The following is a 15,141-nucleotide window of genomic DNA, read 5'->3' as shown; positions in this document are numbered from 1 at the left end:
GGAGGCGATTGTGTGCAATCCAGGCTCTATACTGATCAACATGAACATAATACAGAAGCGCCTTCTCTGGATGTTGGTGCGTTGTATTCGCAATACAGAAACTACGCTTTTTCCATCGCCTACCGTATGCTCGGAAGTGTGACAGAAGCTGAGGATCTTGTTCAGGACATCTTTATGACCTTACAGAGTATGTCAAATCAGGATATCAAGCAACCGAAAACTTATATTGGAAAAATGATAGTGAACCGCAGCCTGAATGTATTAAATTCCGCCCGTAACCAACGGGAGCACTATGTAGGGGAATGGCTTCCTGAGCCGCTGGGTGTGTATGAGACAAAGAATATACCGGAGCAGGCGCTTGAGCAAAAAGAGATGATATCTTACGCTTATCTGGTCATGTTAGAGCGTTTATCTCCCACGGAACGTGCGGTTTTTGTCCTGCGTGAAGCCTTCCAGTATGATTATGCGGAAATCGCGGAATGGCTGGGGAAAACACAGAGTAACTGTCGTCAAATCTATCGTCGTGCCAGAGGTCATCTGCCTGAACGTGCAGCAGCAGCCGAGTCGTATAATGCGGATTGGAAAATGAAGGAGCATCTGCTTAGCCGTTTCACCACGGCTTTTCTTCGGCACGACGTTTCAGCGATGCTGGAGCTTCTGACGAACGAGCCTGTGTTTACAGCGGACGGAGGCGGCGTTGTGCGCACGATTATGAGAACGATGAGTGTACACAAGGGGGTACTTGCCATTCTAACCTCTCCACGAGTGCTTAAAACATTAAGGGAACGGGAATGGCTGCATGCCTGGATTAACGGTGAGCTGCAGCTGGCCTTGATGAAAGAGGGTAAGCTGACCGAAGTGCTGTGTCTGGAGACGGATGCTTCAGGCGAGCGAATCAAGGGAATATATCTTATTGTTAACCCTGATAAACTGTTGTCGGTCAAAGCACAAGCATAAAAGTTGCAAACATGACAACAGCAGAAAAAGCGAAGTTCATAGACATTACCTCTCACTGGAGTCTTGTCTATATCACCATTGGTTGTGAAAATTAACTTCTACATGCATACGGACACTCGGATGAGTGTCTTTTTTTGCGTTTCTTTTACAAAATGGAGATCGATCAGATAGATATGGTATGATGCTAGTAGATTTAAAGGTGGTAAATATATGTAAATTTTGAAGTGTGATTTGGATTTTACAACAAGTGAGGTTGTAGGCTTTGAAAAAACTGAATGGGTTGCACATGTTTATTTTTCTCAGTGCAGTCACGGTGGTTACGGTGGCTTTATACTACGTGGCGGCCGACTGGCTGAATCAGCGGTATTTCCGCTTCCTGATCTGGAATCTGTTTCTGGGCTGGCTTCCATTTATATTTTCATCCATAACCTATGGGCTCAGCCAATTAAAATGGAAATTAGCGATATGGCTTGCAATTCCAAGTGGCATGCTGTGGCTGCTCTTTTTCCCGAACTCATCGTATATCGTTACGGATTTGCTTCATTTGTCCTCCAGAAGCGCAAGATACGTTACTGGAAACGGTGTGAGCTTCAACTACTGGTATGATCTGAGTGTTGTGCTGATGTTTGTATGGACAGGTCTGCTTATTGGTTTCTTCTCCATGTATCAGCTTCAGGGTGTGATCAATCAACGCTTGGGGCATGCAGCTTCCTGGATTTTTGTATTAGGAGGAACGGCACTGGCCAGTTATGGCGTTTTGCTTGGGCGTGTGTATCGGTTAAACAGCTGGGATGCACTAACGAATCGCGAGACGCTGCTGCAATTGATGCATGAAAGTGTAAGCCGGTCTTCCTTGGCATTTTGTATGTTCTTTGCAACGTTCCTGATTACAATCTACCTCTCGTTATATTATTTGATTCATGCGAGAGAGTCGGGTCAGCGGGATGAACGAACCAACTAATCACAAGAAGGTGCAGGTGAATTCAACATGCTGGATCATCAGAGGGCCGTGGAAAAAGTGAAAGAGGTTATGGAGCAAAACGATTTCTCAGGCGTTGTTCTGTGCAAGCAGAATGGTCAGATGCTGTTTCAATTAGCGAGAGGATATGCAAATCGCAGTGATGAGCGTCTGAATGATGTGAATACACGTTTTGGCATCGCTTCGGGATGTAAGATTTTCACAGCGGTAAGTATAGCTCAGTTGGCAGAACAAGGGAAGTTTTCACTAGAGTCCAGATTACAGGATGTTCTGAATATAACTTTTCCGGCATGGGACCCGCAGATCACGGTACATCAATTATTGACTCATACTTCGGGCATACCCGATTACTTTGATGAGGAAGTTATGCAAGATTTTTCGGAGCTGTGGAAAGACAGGCCGGTATACATAATGGAGCAGCTTCGTGATTTTCTGCCCATGTTCCAGCAGCTGCCGATGAAGTCTGCGCCTGGGGAGCGATTCCACTATAACAATGCAGCGTTTATCGTGCTTGGGCTTATTGTAGAACAACATGCTGGAGTTTCCTTTGCCAGCTATGTGCAGGAGCATATTCTCAAACGATGCGGTATGCAGGATTCAGGTTATTTTCGCACAGATCAGCTTCCGCGTAATACGGCTACGGGTTATATTGACGCTGATGATGGGGGATGGACGAGCAATATTTTTTCGATTCCGGTACAAGGAGGAGCAGATGGGGGGGCATATGTGACTGCACCGGATATGATGCGTTTCTGGGATGCTTTGATGAGCCATACGTTATTAAGTGAAAAGATGACAAGTTACTTGTTAACACCACACGCGTATGATGAGGATGAGGAGTATTATGGCCTGGGTGTCTGGCTGGAGCTTGAGGAAGAGAAGATATTTAAATACCATGTGATGGGTTTTGATCCAGGCGTGTCGTTTATGTCGGGTGTCTATCCGGAGCATGGCGTGCAGCTTGTAGTCATATCTAATCAAGAGTCGGGGCCATATCCGGTAACGCTGGCAGTGGAGCAGATGCTGAAAAAATAAAAAGGCCCTCACACTTCCCCGTGTTCCAGCTTAACAGCTTTGACGGGTGAGGCGAGGGCATATCTTTCGAGTGCAGCGTGGATACAGCTTTAGTGTATCCTCGGTAAATTACCGGGAAGATCGCTGGACAAGGTATCCCTAATCCGCAGATTTGTCCCCTTATAAGCGAGCGAGCTTCCATAGTTCTGGAACGATCCATTTTGGAAATACATCCAGTGGAGGCTTTTCTTTTTTGCGTTTATCATTGGTCAGCACGGCTACAAGCTCCAGTTCGGGAACAACGTATACATACTGCCCTCCGAATCCTCTGGCATAGTAATAGTGCAACGGACGATGTTGTTCTGCTGAGGTGTTATCTAATGCCGGGCTTCCGGCAATGTTCTCGTTTACTTTTGCAGGCTCGTATTGATCCACCCACCAGTGCCAGCCATAACTGCCGCGGTTGGGAGGGGACACAGCGATAAAGGGCTGCGTGGAACGTTGGACCAGGTCACTGGATATGAGCTGTTCTTTTTCCCACCGTCCTTGCTGAAGGAAAAGTTGTCCGAACTTGAGCAAATCAGCCGGCAGCAGCTTCATACCAAATCCACCAGTATGCACGCCCTGGGGGTCCTGCTCCCATTCATAATCGTGAATGCCGAGAGGGCCGAAGAGGTAACGCTCCGCATACGCGGCAACGCTCATATCTGTATGCTGCATCAAGATGGCGGAAAGTATTTGCGAGACACCTGAGTTATATTCCATGTGTGTGCCTGGTTTATGACGCAAGCTTTGTTCTAACGCAAAATCAACCCAGTGCTCGGTTCGTGTCATACGTGGAAATGAATTTTGCCCACCGAACTCGTCCCAGTTAAATCCAGCAGTCATCGTAAGCAGCTGCTCTAGTGTAATGGCTGGTTTACGCGGATCAGGATCAGAGGCAAGCTGCGGGAAAAAGGTGGATATCGGTGTGCTTGCTTCGGGGAGCAAGCCCTGATCCATAGCAATGCAGATGAGTGCGGAGATAAAGCTCTTCGTACATGAATTGATTTTGACTATATGTGTCTCCGCTTGCGTATTGCGATAATGCGTGTAGACCGTCTCGCTGCGCATACTGATCAGACAGCTTCGCAGATCGAGCGGTGAAATTGATTTTGCCAATGTATGTTGAAGAGTTGAGAGATTCATAGGGTCCTTTCTGTGCGGTCCTGTAAGTGTAGTTTTGAATGTATATAAGTTGAACTATTCATTTACACGTTAACGGAGAGGACAGAAAAAACCTGAAAAAGCGGAGCGGTCGCCTTTATCAACGGATTTTCCCCTTTGGAAAAGGGAATCAGAAAAATCTGGGGATAACAGCGATTGGAAGGTTATTCTGTCATCGGAGTGGATTGTGTAAAATCTTTAGTTCAACTTATATAGAAATGGAAATCGTTGCCCATTATGTTAGCATAATCAGTGATGCATCTCAAAGTTTTCTTATCTAACGCGAATTGTTGTAACGTGAAGAAGTGTATTTTACAAGGAGGTTAGACTTTTGTATAAAATCGGTAATCAAGGAACGTTCCAAATATTGCCTGACCGAGCTCTTGCCATCTATGAGGGGAATGTTGCAGGTGTGGAAAAATTTTTAGATCAAAGTATGGACCTTGAAGACAACATATCTTTGAGCAATCATATTGAACTTACTCCGCTCGAACTCGCATTGATCTGTAACCAGCCTAAGGTGGTCAGACTGCTTGTAGAGCGTGGAGCTGAGCTTAATACCAAAGATAATCCGGCTATACTCTATGCAGCGCGCTGGTGCGGGGCAGATACAATTCGTTTTCTGTATGAGCAGGGGGCCAAGTTAAACGGATTGAATCGTGTAAAATCAAGCGCATATGACGAAGCCTACTACGGCAATAAAAGGAATATCGCAGTGCTGAAAGAACTCGGGCTGGATATCCGAAAATATGGCGGCAAGACGCTGCGCAAGGCAGTGTCTGATCATGATATGAAAACCGTTCAGTATTTGTTGAACGAGGGTGTAGATGTCAACTACAACGAGCCGGATATGGTATATCCGTACAAGGCAACACCACTCACCGTAGCTGTACGTCAGAATAACATGCGAATGGTTACATATCTTGTTGAACACGGGGCAGATGTGACGATGCAGGAAACCGATGGGGAACGGGCTTATACGATTGCGGTTAGTCAGAAAAACGCCGAACTGGCAGCGTATCTGAAGGCGCTTGAGCCTGAAGAGTTTCATGAGCTGAGCAATAAACTGTATACGTTAAAAACATATAAGCTGCCAGCAGCCTTGATCCATTTTTTAACGGAAGGTCCGCATCGGATGGAATTGCCGGAGCGCCCGGCTGGCGTCGGTTATATTGAATTCTTTTCATTGACTGATACGATTGAGATGAAAATGGGGAGACAGAAACTGCTGCGGTTATCCTCTAACCTGGATCAGTATTCTCATCTATTCATCGTGTGGAACCCCAGCAAAAAAATGATCGGTTATGCTGATATTGAACACAAAGAGCACGGTACCTTGTGTTCGTTTGAGCAATTTCTGGCTGAACCTGCGGTTTATGTGGAACGTCTTCTGAATTAGCAGAATGTAATCTATAACTTGAAAACCTCTTTCCTCACACGTTGTGAATGCAAGAGGTTTTCGTGTTCTCTCTTACATGTGCTCAAATAGGAAAAAAATCTCACGAAAAATGAACTATACTAGTGCGAAGTAAGGTTAGAAATGGTAAAATAGCAATGCTCAAACATGAAAAAATGAGATAGATAGTGAAAAATACGCAGAATGTTATTTTATGGTGATCAGAGGCGGACAAGGTCAAGCAAAAGTTATTAAATTTGAAGTGAGGAATACACACATATGGCTATTATTGATGTAATCAAGTATGACGGCTCTCCTGATGTGTTTGCCTGGAAGCATCCAGAGAGTGAATTGGGAACATGGACCCAGTTGATTGTTAATCAATCTCAGCAGGCTATTCTGTTTAAGGATGGAAGGGCTCTTGATCTGTTTGGGCCGGGCAGACATACGTTAAGCACAGCAAACATCCCCATCCTGAACCGATTGATTAATCTGCCGTTCGGCGGGAAATCTCCTTTTGCAGCGGAAGTATGGTATGTGAATCAGGTTAACGCTCTTGATGTTAAATGGGGCACGGCCAATCCGATTCAGATTCAGGACCCCAAATATAATATTATCGTTCCGGTCAGAGCCTTTGGGCAGATGGGGATCAAGATTGCAGACTCACGAAAATTTCTAATCAAACTGGTAGGCACACTGCCAGAGTTTAATCAGCAAAATCTAATCAATTACTTTCGTGGTTTGATTATCATGAACATCAACTCGATGTTATCCTCCTATTTAATACATAGAAAAGTAAGTGTGTTAGAGATTAATGCTTATATTGCGGAGATATCCAGACATTTTGCAGATACGATTACTTCTAAATTTGAAGAATTCGGAATCGAACTGATCAACTTATACATTCACAATGTCAATCTGCCTGAAGAAGATCCATCCGTCATTCGTTTACGGGAAGCCCTCGCTCGCAAAGCAGAGATGGATATTATCGGATACACGTATCAGCAGGAGCGTTCCTTTGATACCCTTGAAGGTGCAGCCAAAAATGAAGGAAGCATGCAGTCCGATATTATGGGGGCAGGTCTAGGCATGGGTATGGGCGTTGGTTTGGGTGGTTCATTCAGTAGCGAGATGTCTCAGATGTCCAAAGTGATGTCTACAACAGAGACACCTTCTGTACACTTGTGTTCACACTGTAATCATCCAAATCAGGAGCAGAGCGCTTTCTGTAGTCAATGTGGCAAATCCTTGGCAGTTAAAGCTTTGACCACAGAGTGTAATAATTGCGGGCAATCGATGCAGAAGGGGACCCGGTTCTGTCCGAATTGCGGTGACAAATATCATGCGTGTCCTTCATGTGGAGCAGATAATGCAGAGCATGCGGTTGAATGTGTTCAGTGCCGGGAGCCGATGCCGAGCGCATGTCCACATTGTAATCATATGAACACACCTCATACGAAATTTTGTGGTAACTGTGGTAAAGCTTTAGTTTTAAAGTGCAGTCAATGTCAGCATGAAGTTAAGCCTGGTCAGAAGTTTTGTCTGGAATGCGGAAACAATCTGCAACAAGGAGGGCTGACCTAGGATGATGAAACGAAGTAATATATTTATTTTAGATGTCATCTGTCTCGTATGCCTGGTACTGACATCTCTTGTCTCATTTACGGTGTTCGCTGGCGGCTTGATATGGATGTCATTCTGGATTAATCTGGTTGCGTCTTATGCTGCAATTACAGCTTTGTGGTTATTTGTTCGTTATGTGATGCAAAATATGGAGCGGTTTAGAAGGTTCGTCCCGGGTTACACCGCTATAGGTACGGTATTGGTCATTTATTTGGGCTGTGTGATCTGCTATGGCTTGTTCACAGGCATTGCTGATCAAGGACTGCGCTGGTTTGTCCTATTACATGTCATAACAGCAGCTGTCGCTTTCATGTTGTGTGCTATTCTTTTGATTTACATTCGGTCGGCAAGCCAGCACGAGAGCCTTGAGCAATTCAACGTTGCTAATCTGAGTTCGATTGAACAAGCGCTGGAGCAGCTGCTCAATACGATGCAGAATCCATCGAATCCGAGTGTAGATTATGACAGAAACAGAAAGTCTGTAGAGTCGATGATCGAGCTGGTGAAATACAGTGATCCGATAACGCCGGCTTCGATGGAGCGAACAGATCGTCAAATGTTAATGGATATTGAATTGTTGAATGAGGAATTGGCATCACAGTATGGGACAGGAGAAGTGATGGATAGTGAGCGGTTGGCAATGCAAATTTCTCGTCTACAGTCTCGACTGCGGGAGAGAAACCAACAGATTCTAATCCATAAATCATAATCCGGCATAAGGAGGAAAAAGAGTGAAAAAGTTTTTCGGTATTATTCTAATCATTATCTCGTCATTAACCATACTGCTCTCTTTATTGTTGTTAACCCAGGGAGCAGATGTAGCAATTATAAGTACGATTATTTTATTTATTCCCGGCGTTGTCGTGCTCGTCACTGGAATTAAACTGTGTGCTCGACCAAAAGCAAGAATGCAATCGGATCAATACTACGAATACTATGATCGTGAAGAAGAGTATTACGAGGACGAATATTATGAAGATGACTATGATGAGCCACAAGAACCGGTTTCAGTTAACTGCTCGGGATGCGGAGCGAAAGTGAAGGTGTATCCGAACCTGGCCGCAGATTGTGACTATTGTGGAACAACAATGAGAATTTCATAGGGTTGAAGAAATATGCTATAAAGGCAGTTTTTTGGGAGGAAGTATGCTGAGAAAGTTTTTTGGATTTATCCTTATGATCTATGCAATTGGAATACCTATTGCTTTTTTTACATCTGGCAATTACAAACTTATTAAAAGTGATCCTTTTGGCGTAACTTTAGTTTTCATCATGGAGTTTGTTTTTATATTTTTTACGATTAAATTGCTCAAGAAAAAGAGGGCTCCTCAAAGGCAATTTTATGGTGGAGACGATCCTGTGGGTTCTGAACGAGAACATGATAACGGATATAATTACTCCAGTTATAATAGTAACACGGTGAATTATACAAGTAATCAATCATTCAGCTATACAGAGATTAATATAAATAGTGACAGAAGTGATGAACAAGAGGCGAAAGTGGAGGCTCAAGAACCGCCGAGGCAGGTTTCAGTGAGTTGTCCAGGATGTGGAGCTAAGGTAAAGGTATATCGGAAGCAATCGGCGGATTGTGACTATTGCGGAACAGCGGTTGAGGCTTCATGAATCGTTTGGATTGGATGATGAATATAAGAAAGACTGCAGCTTCCCCTGACTGAAGGTAGAGGCTGTTTTTCTGTCATACGGACTGTGGAAAATCCGATGGATTATGGCAAGGAACTTTTTTTAAGGTTGTACAGCTTGGATGCAGTATTAATCGTGGTTTTCTCCGCATACAGTACAACAACGAGATGTATGCCTAAGGAGGAGATGTTTCTTCATGATCAATCCGATCTTGCAGTCCCCAAACGTTCCATTAGCCGCAGACTCCAATGCTGTTGTAAACTACCGAAGAGACCCGCAGAATTATGTCACACAGCTTTTTGGAGAACAGTTGCCAACCATTGCGAATGGTTTTTTTAACGTATATCTGAGCAAAGGCACTGTCGTGCAGCCTCATTGGCACACCAATGTAACGGAAATGGTGATCGTGATCACAGGAGAGATCACAGCTTCAGTGTTTAATCCTTTCACACGCGAACGCATTACATATTATCTGAAGCCGGGTCAGGTTTGTGTTTTCCCCAAAGGCTGGTTTCACTGGTTTATCGCAGAGACAGATGACGTGTATGTGCTGACCATTTTTGATCAGCCGACGCCTGATATTGTATTTGGGGCAGATTTTCTTGCTGCTACACCACCTGAGGTGGCTCATCGCGCATATTGTCTGGATGAAGAGGCTTACGCCAAAGCGGTTGCTTCAATTAAAAATGATGCAATCCTTGGTCCGCCGATTGGATGTGACAGTGCGGTTCTGGATCAATCCGCGAAGGGAAAGGCTTCAGCGAAGCCATAATCCACGAAGACAACTGCACGGTCTGAATGAAACGCCTCAAACCTATGTTTAAATTCATCATTATTGACCAAAACCTGCGGCCACAGCTATCGGCTTGCAGGTTTCTGCATGAATGATTAATATTGAATGGGATACTGCTCCGCAAGAGACGAGCCAGCATATCTCTTATCGCTTCGCAGAGAAGTCACACCATAGAAAGTGAGGCAGCTTAAATGACAATGTCAGAACATGAAATGCTTGAAGTTTCTTTGAGATATGCCCCGATTGTCCTGTTTGATCGAAACGAACCATTTTACCCTGACCTGGTAGGGGTCTCTTTGTTTGAACAGCCTGGTCCATCCTCTTCTTTCCGCAGAGAGATTCAATTTCCGACCGAAATCGTTCAATACGTGATCGAATATGCAATTTGGTGGGATTATGAGATTGGTCACCTCTATGAGATGGAACATGTTTGGATTCATGTGGGACATGACGGGCAAGTCGTGGATTGTGAGGCCAGCTTCCATGGCAGAATATTACGAGGATTGTTAAAAGAGAAGACCAACCTGATGGGTCAGCGGGTATGCTTGTACTCTCAACCGGGGAAACATGCATTCTCACCGCTACCAGTGGTGTTTGAATTACTGCCAAACCTGTATACAGCCGCCGGTCCTGATGCAGGAGAAGCAGGTTTGCTTGTAAATGAGATGTTTGAAGATTATTTTCAAACGAACGAGCAGATCGACCAGAAAGTGAAGGCTTATCTGCAAACAAAAGCCTTTATTCCAAGTTTGGAATTTGAGGAGTACATATGGAAGCCGGAGATGTTTATAACTTGGGACAAGCTCTTCAAGCTCATCCCGAAGCGTATTGAGAAGTGTTTGGCAGAGCTGGAATAGAGATTAAAATGAATAATCAAGCTCTCTTTTCGGAGGGTTTGATTATTTTTTTGGTTCTTAATTTGGGTCTTTACTTTTTGGAGGAAAGTAAATAAAACAAAAATGTAAAATTATTATCCTTGTAGCCAATCAAAATACTAATTGATTTTGTTTTGGATAAGGCGAAAGAACTATTAAGAATTATGAAGAAATGTTAAGATATATTAAGGAATATAGTACTGGTATATACAAAATGTAGTTCGATATGATCATAAAATAGATTTGAGCTAATATGTTTGGATTAGAATATATTTTTCGCGAAAGTGAAAAAGTGATGTGCGAATAGAATATAATATTTATACATATTAAAATGAAAGAGTCTTTTTAATCAAAAAAAATATGCATAAAAGTGAAAAATTACAAATATTTAAACAATCTATTCAGTTTTATTACTTTTCTGTCGAAATAGATCGTATACTGTCTAGGGCTCAGCCTGGAGAAGGGGCTAGAAAGCTAACCTACATAACTGGACAAAAACACTAGGAGGAGATCATATGAAATGGTTCAGTAATTTGAGAACAGCAACAAAAATTATTTCAGCGTTTTTGGTGGTATCCTTGGTTTTGGCGACTCTGGGAATATATTCAATATTCACTTTGAGAGGCACGAATGATCGGATGGAGGAACTGTATAATAACAATTTAGTTTCAGTCAGAGAGCTAACCTCCGCTCAAGTTGAATATCAAAGACTGCGTGTTAACATTCGTGATCTGAACAATGAAAAGGTAGCAGCAGAACAAACGCGGATCACGGAAAACATGGCTTCGATTCGTCAAAGTCTGGAAGAACGGTTTGCAACCTATCGACCGCTTGCAACAACAGCCGAAGAAAGTGAAATGTTCCGTAAACTAGAAAGTCAGTATGAAAATTACATGAAATTATATGATCAAGGTGTTACGCTTGCAATTTCAAACGATGACGCAGGTTTTATCCAATTTTTGAAAGTGACTCTCAAACCGCCTGGTGACGAGGTTGTAAAAACATTGTCCAGTCTGGTTGAACTTAATGTAAATCTGGCACAACAAAATAATGCAAAGTCCGAGCAGGCTTATAGTAATGCCCTTACAGTAACCATTGTCTTGGTGGTTGGTTCTGTGCTTTTCAGCATTCTGATCGGCGTTATCATCTCCAGATCCATCTCCAGACCGCTTATGGCAATGCTTGATCTGGCAACTGAAGTAGCTGGCGGTAATTTGACGTTGAAATCAGATATTTCCAGTAAAGATGAAGTGGGTCAATTGGCAGTCGCGCTTAACCGTATGGTGGATAATCTGAAAATGCTAATCAACAACATTGTAATGAACTCCCAAAGTGTTGCGGCGTCCTCGGAGCAAATCTCCGCAAGTACACAGGAAATTGCAAGCACCAGCACAAGCCAATCCAGCGAGGCCGGCAACATTTCCGAATTGTTCAAGGAGTTGTCACTCGCGATTAATTCTGTGGCGGCTAGCGCTGAAGAAGCGGCAGAGTTGTCTAATGATACCGTGAAAACGGCACGTGAAGGCGGTCATGTGGTACAAACATCTCTGGAAGGCATGCAGGCTGTAAATATGAAGATGGCGAAGCTTGAAGAGGATTCACGAAAAATTGGCGACATCATCGAAGTCATTGACGATATTGCTGAACAGACGAACCTGCTTGCGCTGAATGCTGCAATTGAAGCAGCTCGTGCAGGAGAGCAAGGCAGAGGTTTCGCCGTTGTTGCGGACGAAGTTCGCAAGCTGGCTGAACGAAGCGGTGAAGCAACAAAAGAGATTACTACGATAATTAAAGTGATGCAGGAAAATACAAAACAAAGTGTACAGGCTGTTGCAGACAGTGTGGAGCAGTCCTCCAAAACGGGAGCTGCTTTTGATCAAATTATTGAAATGGTGAACAACTCATCACAGAAAGTAAATGAGATTGCGGCCGCATGTGAAGAAGAAGCGGCACAGGCGGCAGAAGTTATGAGCTCAGTGGAATCCATCTCGGCTTCCAGTGAGGAATCTGCGGCTGCTTCAGAAGAAACTGCGGCAACTTGTCAGTCTCTGGCACATCTGGCTGAAGAGCTTGCGCAGTCCGCAGCAGCTTTCAAAACTCAGTAAATACAACGAATTGAGGGTGAAACAATGTCTTCACTTCAGAAAGAACAATATATTGAACTGGCTGTTGGCGCAGAGACCTGTGCAATTCGCATAGAAGAGATTCACGAAATTATCAAAATGCTCAGTATCACGGATATCCCGTTCAGCCGGCCTGAAATTAAAGGTGTCATGAATTTGCGCGGTAAAGTTGTTTGTGTAATGAGTCTGCGCAGCTTGCTTGGCATGCCTGATGAACCTGAAACCAGAGCCACACGAATTATTGTGGTCCGTTACCGGGAAGAATATATCGGCCTAATTGTTGATCGAGTCAATAAAGTGACCACCTATTCAGAGATTCATCCGCCCTCTGAAGGACACGGACATTACCGTGAGGCGTTCTTTCAAGGAATCGGTCAACAAGGAGACGAACTGGTAGGTATTTTGAAGCTGGATGAGATATTGGGCGGATAGGAGGAATTCATATGATGATGGACTTGTCTGCCTACCGTGACATTTTTATCGAAGAACTGAATGATCAATTGGAGCGAATGGATCAATCTTTACTTGCACTGGAGCAATCACCTTCTTCTGAACTGGTCCAGACGTTATTCCGATCAGCTCACACAATCAAGGGTTCGGCATCCACCATGGATTTTCGTGAATTAAGTGATCTCACTCATGAGGTGGAATTTGCACTGGAATGGGTTCGCTCCGAGAAGCCGGAAATGACCGCAGAACTGATTGATACCCTTTTTCGTTCGCTGGATGCGATGAAGATGCTGCGTGATCAATATGTGCGTGGGGAACCCTATACCGATGTTCGAGCTGTTGTGCATGAGATACATGCCTTGATTCGCAAACCAAAGCTGGATGTGAAGCTGCAAACTGCTGTGTTGAAGCCGATCACTGCAAATGCTGCACAAGAAGCGGTGATGAATGGTCATCAATTGTATGCTGTGCATGTACTGCTTCGTGAGGATTGTATGATGAAAGAGCCAAGATACCATATTCTCCGTAAGCGTTTGGAGGAAGGTGGCGGCACTGTACTCTCGTGCTCTACAGAAGACACAGGTCTTGATAATCAGAATACAGGTGAGCAGGATGAACTCTATAGACAGTTTATAATGGTCATTTCGTCCTCATTAAGTGATAACAGAATTAAAGAAGTGCTTTCCGGTGATTCGGATATTCAGACCATCGATGTGAAGCCATACCTGCTGCATAGCAGTGAAACGGCAGCCACGCTGGAGCAATCAAAAGCGGAGAACGAGGTAAGTGTAAGTATTTCGGAATCCGTCTCCCCTTCAATTGAAGATAAGACAAAGACGATGCAGCCTACAGTTAGGGTAAATGTCGAGCGGCTTGATCATCTGATGAATCTGGTGGGTGAATTGCTGATTGATCAGACATCCTTGGCCGATCTGAGCAGATCTGGTGCCCGAAAGGATACCTCAGCTCTGCTTCAAAAAATTGGCGGAGTATCCGATCATATGGGACAAGTAATCAAGGAATTGCAGGATGGGGTCATGAAAACGCGTATGCTGCCCATCGATCAATTGTTTAACCGATTTCCAAGGCTGGTACGTGACTTGTCACAGAAGCTGGGCAAAGAGCTGGAGCTTGTTATTCACGGAGGAGAGACTGAACTGGATCGCATGATTATTGAGGAGTTAAGCGACCCGTTAATCCATCTCATTCGTAACAGTGCCGATCATGGCATTGAAAGTGAGCAGGTACGTGCGGCACACGGGAAACCGTCCAAAGGTCGTATTACATTAACTTCATTTCATGAGGAAAATCATGTTGTCATCCGTTATTCGGATGATGGTAAGGGTATTGATGGCGAGAAGATCAAAGCCTCTGCATTGGCTAAAGGCATCATCAATGAAGAGCAGGCTGCGCGGTTGAATACAGACGAAGCCGTTCATCTGATCTTTGAGCCGGGGTTTTCCACTGCTTCGACAGTCAGCGATGTATCCGGCCGGGGTGTCGGTATGGATATTGTGCGCAGCCAGATCGGAAGGCTTAACGGCATCATCGATATTGATACGCAGGTCGGCGTGGGCACGACCTTTACAATTCGACTGCCACTAACCTTAGCTATTATCAAAGGGCTGTTGGTGAAGGTTTCAGGTCGTGTCATGATCCTGCCAATGTACAATGTAGCCGAGATTGTACGAATTATGCCAGCTGATATTCAGATGATTCAGGGTCAGCAATCGATTCTTAATCATGGGCGTATTGTCCCCTTTTACCGCTTGAGTGAGAAGCTGAATTATGCCAATTCGGAGCGTCGCTCCAAAACGATTCCTATCGTCATTGTACGTTCGGTTGATAAAGTTGCAGCTTATGCGGTAGATGAGATCATCGGGAATCAGGAGGTGGTTATCAAGACACTTGGCACGTATCTTGGAGCAATGAACCATCTATCTGGTGCTACCATTCTGGGGAATGGCAAAGTAGCTCTGATTCTGGACGCATCGTATCTTGTAAGCCATTAAGGAATCACCTATAGTGAGCATATACTTACGGTAGAAGCGCTTTTGTCCTTTTCCGTAAAATCATCATAG

At 44.2% G+C, this 15,141-nt stretch carries 14 protein-coding genes; 13 read left to right on the top strand and 1 reads right to left on the bottom strand.

Going from position 1 to position 15,141, the window contains the following annotated elements:
• Positions 1-12: 12 nt before the first annotated feature.
• The 3 genes from IEW26_RS00710 to IEW26_RS00700 all read left to right on the top strand — a co-directional run bounded on the left by IEW26_RS00710 (position 13) and on the right by IEW26_RS00700 (position 2,971).
• Entirely contained in the window at positions 13-957 is a 945-nt protein-coding gene (locus IEW26_RS00710; RefSeq protein ID WP_188590991.1) for a sigma-70 family RNA polymerase sigma factor, read from the top strand.
• A gap of 262 nt (positions 958-1,219) precedes the next feature.
• Positions 1,220-1,918, top strand: coding sequence for a DUF1361 domain-containing protein (locus IEW26_RS00705; RefSeq protein ID WP_188590990.1), 699 nt, complete (start codon positions 1,220-1,222; stop codon positions 1,916-1,918).
• A 27-nt stretch (positions 1,919-1,945) separates the two neighbouring features.
• Positions 1,946-2,971: a serine hydrolase domain-containing protein gene (locus IEW26_RS00700; protein ID WP_188590989.1), complete on the top strand. Its 1,026-nt coding sequence runs from the start codon at positions 1,946-1,948 to the stop codon at positions 2,969-2,971.
• Between the two features lie 159 nt (positions 2,972-3,130).
• Here the strand turns inward: IEW26_RS00700 and IEW26_RS00695 are convergent, their stop codons facing one another.
• Complete coding sequence (locus IEW26_RS00695; protein ID WP_188590988.1) at positions 3,131-4,138, bottom strand: serine hydrolase domain-containing protein; 1,008 nt, start codon at positions 4,136-4,138, stop codon at positions 3,131-3,133.
• A gap of 349 nt (positions 4,139-4,487) precedes the next feature.
• Between IEW26_RS00695 and IEW26_RS00690 the strand changes: the two genes are divergently transcribed.
• The 10 genes from IEW26_RS00690 (at position 4,488) to IEW26_RS00645 (ending at position 15,072) form a co-directional block, all read left to right on the top strand.
• Positions 4,488-5,555, top strand: a complete 1,068-nt coding sequence (locus IEW26_RS00690) for an ankyrin repeat domain-containing protein (RefSeq protein WP_188590987.1) — start codon at positions 4,488-4,490, stop codon at positions 5,553-5,555.
• Between the two features lie 276 nt (positions 5,556-5,831).
• Positions 5,832-7,136, top strand: a complete 1,305-nt coding sequence (locus IEW26_RS00685) for an SPFH domain-containing protein (RefSeq protein WP_188590986.1) — start codon at positions 5,832-5,834, stop codon at positions 7,134-7,136.
• A gap of 1 nt (position 7,137) precedes the next feature.
• Positions 7,138-7,884 (top strand): hypothetical protein, encoded by a 747-nt coding sequence (locus tag IEW26_RS00680; RefSeq protein WP_188590985.1) that lies wholly within the window; start codon positions 7,138-7,140, stop codon positions 7,882-7,884.
• Between the two features lie 22 nt (positions 7,885-7,906).
• On the top strand, positions 7,907-8,278 hold the full coding sequence (locus IEW26_RS00675) for a hypothetical protein (RefSeq protein WP_184188396.1): 372 nt from the start codon (positions 7,907-7,909) through the stop codon (positions 8,276-8,278).
• A gap of 43 nt (positions 8,279-8,321) precedes the next feature.
• The gene (locus IEW26_RS00670; RefSeq protein ID WP_188590984.1) at positions 8,322-8,801 is read left to right on the top strand and encodes a hypothetical protein; all 480 of its coding nucleotides are present in this window, start codon (positions 8,322-8,324) and stop codon (positions 8,799-8,801) included.
• Between the two features lie 214 nt (positions 8,802-9,015).
• Complete coding sequence (locus IEW26_RS00665) at positions 9,016-9,591, top strand: cupin domain-containing protein (RefSeq protein ID WP_188590983.1); 576 nt, start codon at positions 9,016-9,018, stop codon at positions 9,589-9,591.
• Between the two features lie 212 nt (positions 9,592-9,803).
• Positions 9,804-10,469 carry a hypothetical protein gene (locus tag IEW26_RS00660; protein WP_188590982.1) on the top strand — a complete coding sequence of 222 codons (666 nt, stop codon included), beginning with the start codon at positions 9,804-9,806 and terminating at the stop codon, positions 10,467-10,469.
• A gap of 533 nt (positions 10,470-11,002) precedes the next feature.
• Positions 11,003-12,592: a methyl-accepting chemotaxis protein gene (locus IEW26_RS00655; RefSeq protein ID WP_145401315.1), complete on the top strand. Its 1,590-nt coding sequence runs from the start codon at positions 11,003-11,005 to the stop codon at positions 12,590-12,592.
• 24 nt (positions 12,593-12,616) lie between these two features.
• Positions 12,617-13,042 carry a chemotaxis protein CheW gene (locus IEW26_RS00650; protein WP_111273384.1) on the top strand — a complete coding sequence of 142 codons (426 nt, stop codon included), beginning with the start codon at positions 12,617-12,619 and terminating at the stop codon, positions 13,040-13,042.
• 11 nt (positions 13,043-13,053) lie between these two features.
• Positions 13,054-15,072, top strand: a complete 2,019-nt coding sequence (locus IEW26_RS00645) for a chemotaxis protein CheA (RefSeq protein WP_229729596.1) — start codon at positions 13,054-13,056, stop codon at positions 15,070-15,072.
• The last annotated feature ends 69 nt before the right edge of the window (positions 15,073-15,141 follow it).

The organism is Paenibacillus silvae (genome assembly GCF_014639235.1).
Lineage (GTDB): Bacteria > Bacillota > Bacilli > Paenibacillales > Paenibacillaceae > Paenibacillus > Paenibacillus silvae.
The sequence above is the reverse complement of the archived record's forward strand: the minus strand, read 5'-3'. Positions and strand labels throughout refer to the sequence as shown.

Excerpts from the sequence above, each read along its gene's own strand:
- IEW26_RS00700 (WP_188590989.1), top strand. The coding sequence starts at position 1,946 with ATGCTGGATCATCAGAGGGCCGTGGAAAAAGTGAAAGAGGTTATGGAG.
- IEW26_RS00695 (WP_188590988.1), bottom strand. The coding sequence starts at position 4,138 with ATGAATCTCTCAACTCTTCAACATACATTGGCAAAATCAATTTCACCG.
- IEW26_RS00685 (WP_188590986.1), top strand. The coding sequence starts at position 5,832 with ATGGCTATTATTGATGTAATCAAGTATGACGGCTCTCCTGATGTGTTT.
- IEW26_RS00680 (WP_188590985.1), top strand. The coding sequence starts at position 7,138 with ATGATGAAACGAAGTAATATATTTATTTTAGATGTCATCTGTCTCGTA.
- IEW26_RS00670 (WP_188590984.1), top strand. The coding sequence starts at position 8,322 with ATGCTGAGAAAGTTTTTTGGATTTATCCTTATGATCTATGCAATTGGA.
- IEW26_RS00665 (WP_188590983.1), top strand. The coding sequence starts at position 9,016 with ATGATCAATCCGATCTTGCAGTCCCCAAACGTTCCATTAGCCGCAGAC.
- IEW26_RS00660 (WP_188590982.1), top strand. The coding sequence starts at position 9,804 with ATGACAATGTCAGAACATGAAATGCTTGAAGTTTCTTTGAGATATGCC.
- IEW26_RS00655 (WP_145401315.1), top strand. The coding sequence starts at position 11,003 with ATGAAATGGTTCAGTAATTTGAGAACAGCAACAAAAATTATTTCAGCG.
- IEW26_RS00650 (WP_111273384.1), top strand. The coding sequence starts at position 12,617 with ATGTCTTCACTTCAGAAAGAACAATATATTGAACTGGCTGTTGGCGCA.
- IEW26_RS00645 (WP_229729596.1), top strand. The coding sequence starts at position 13,054 with ATGATGATGGACTTGTCTGCCTACCGTGACATTTTTATCGAAGAACTG.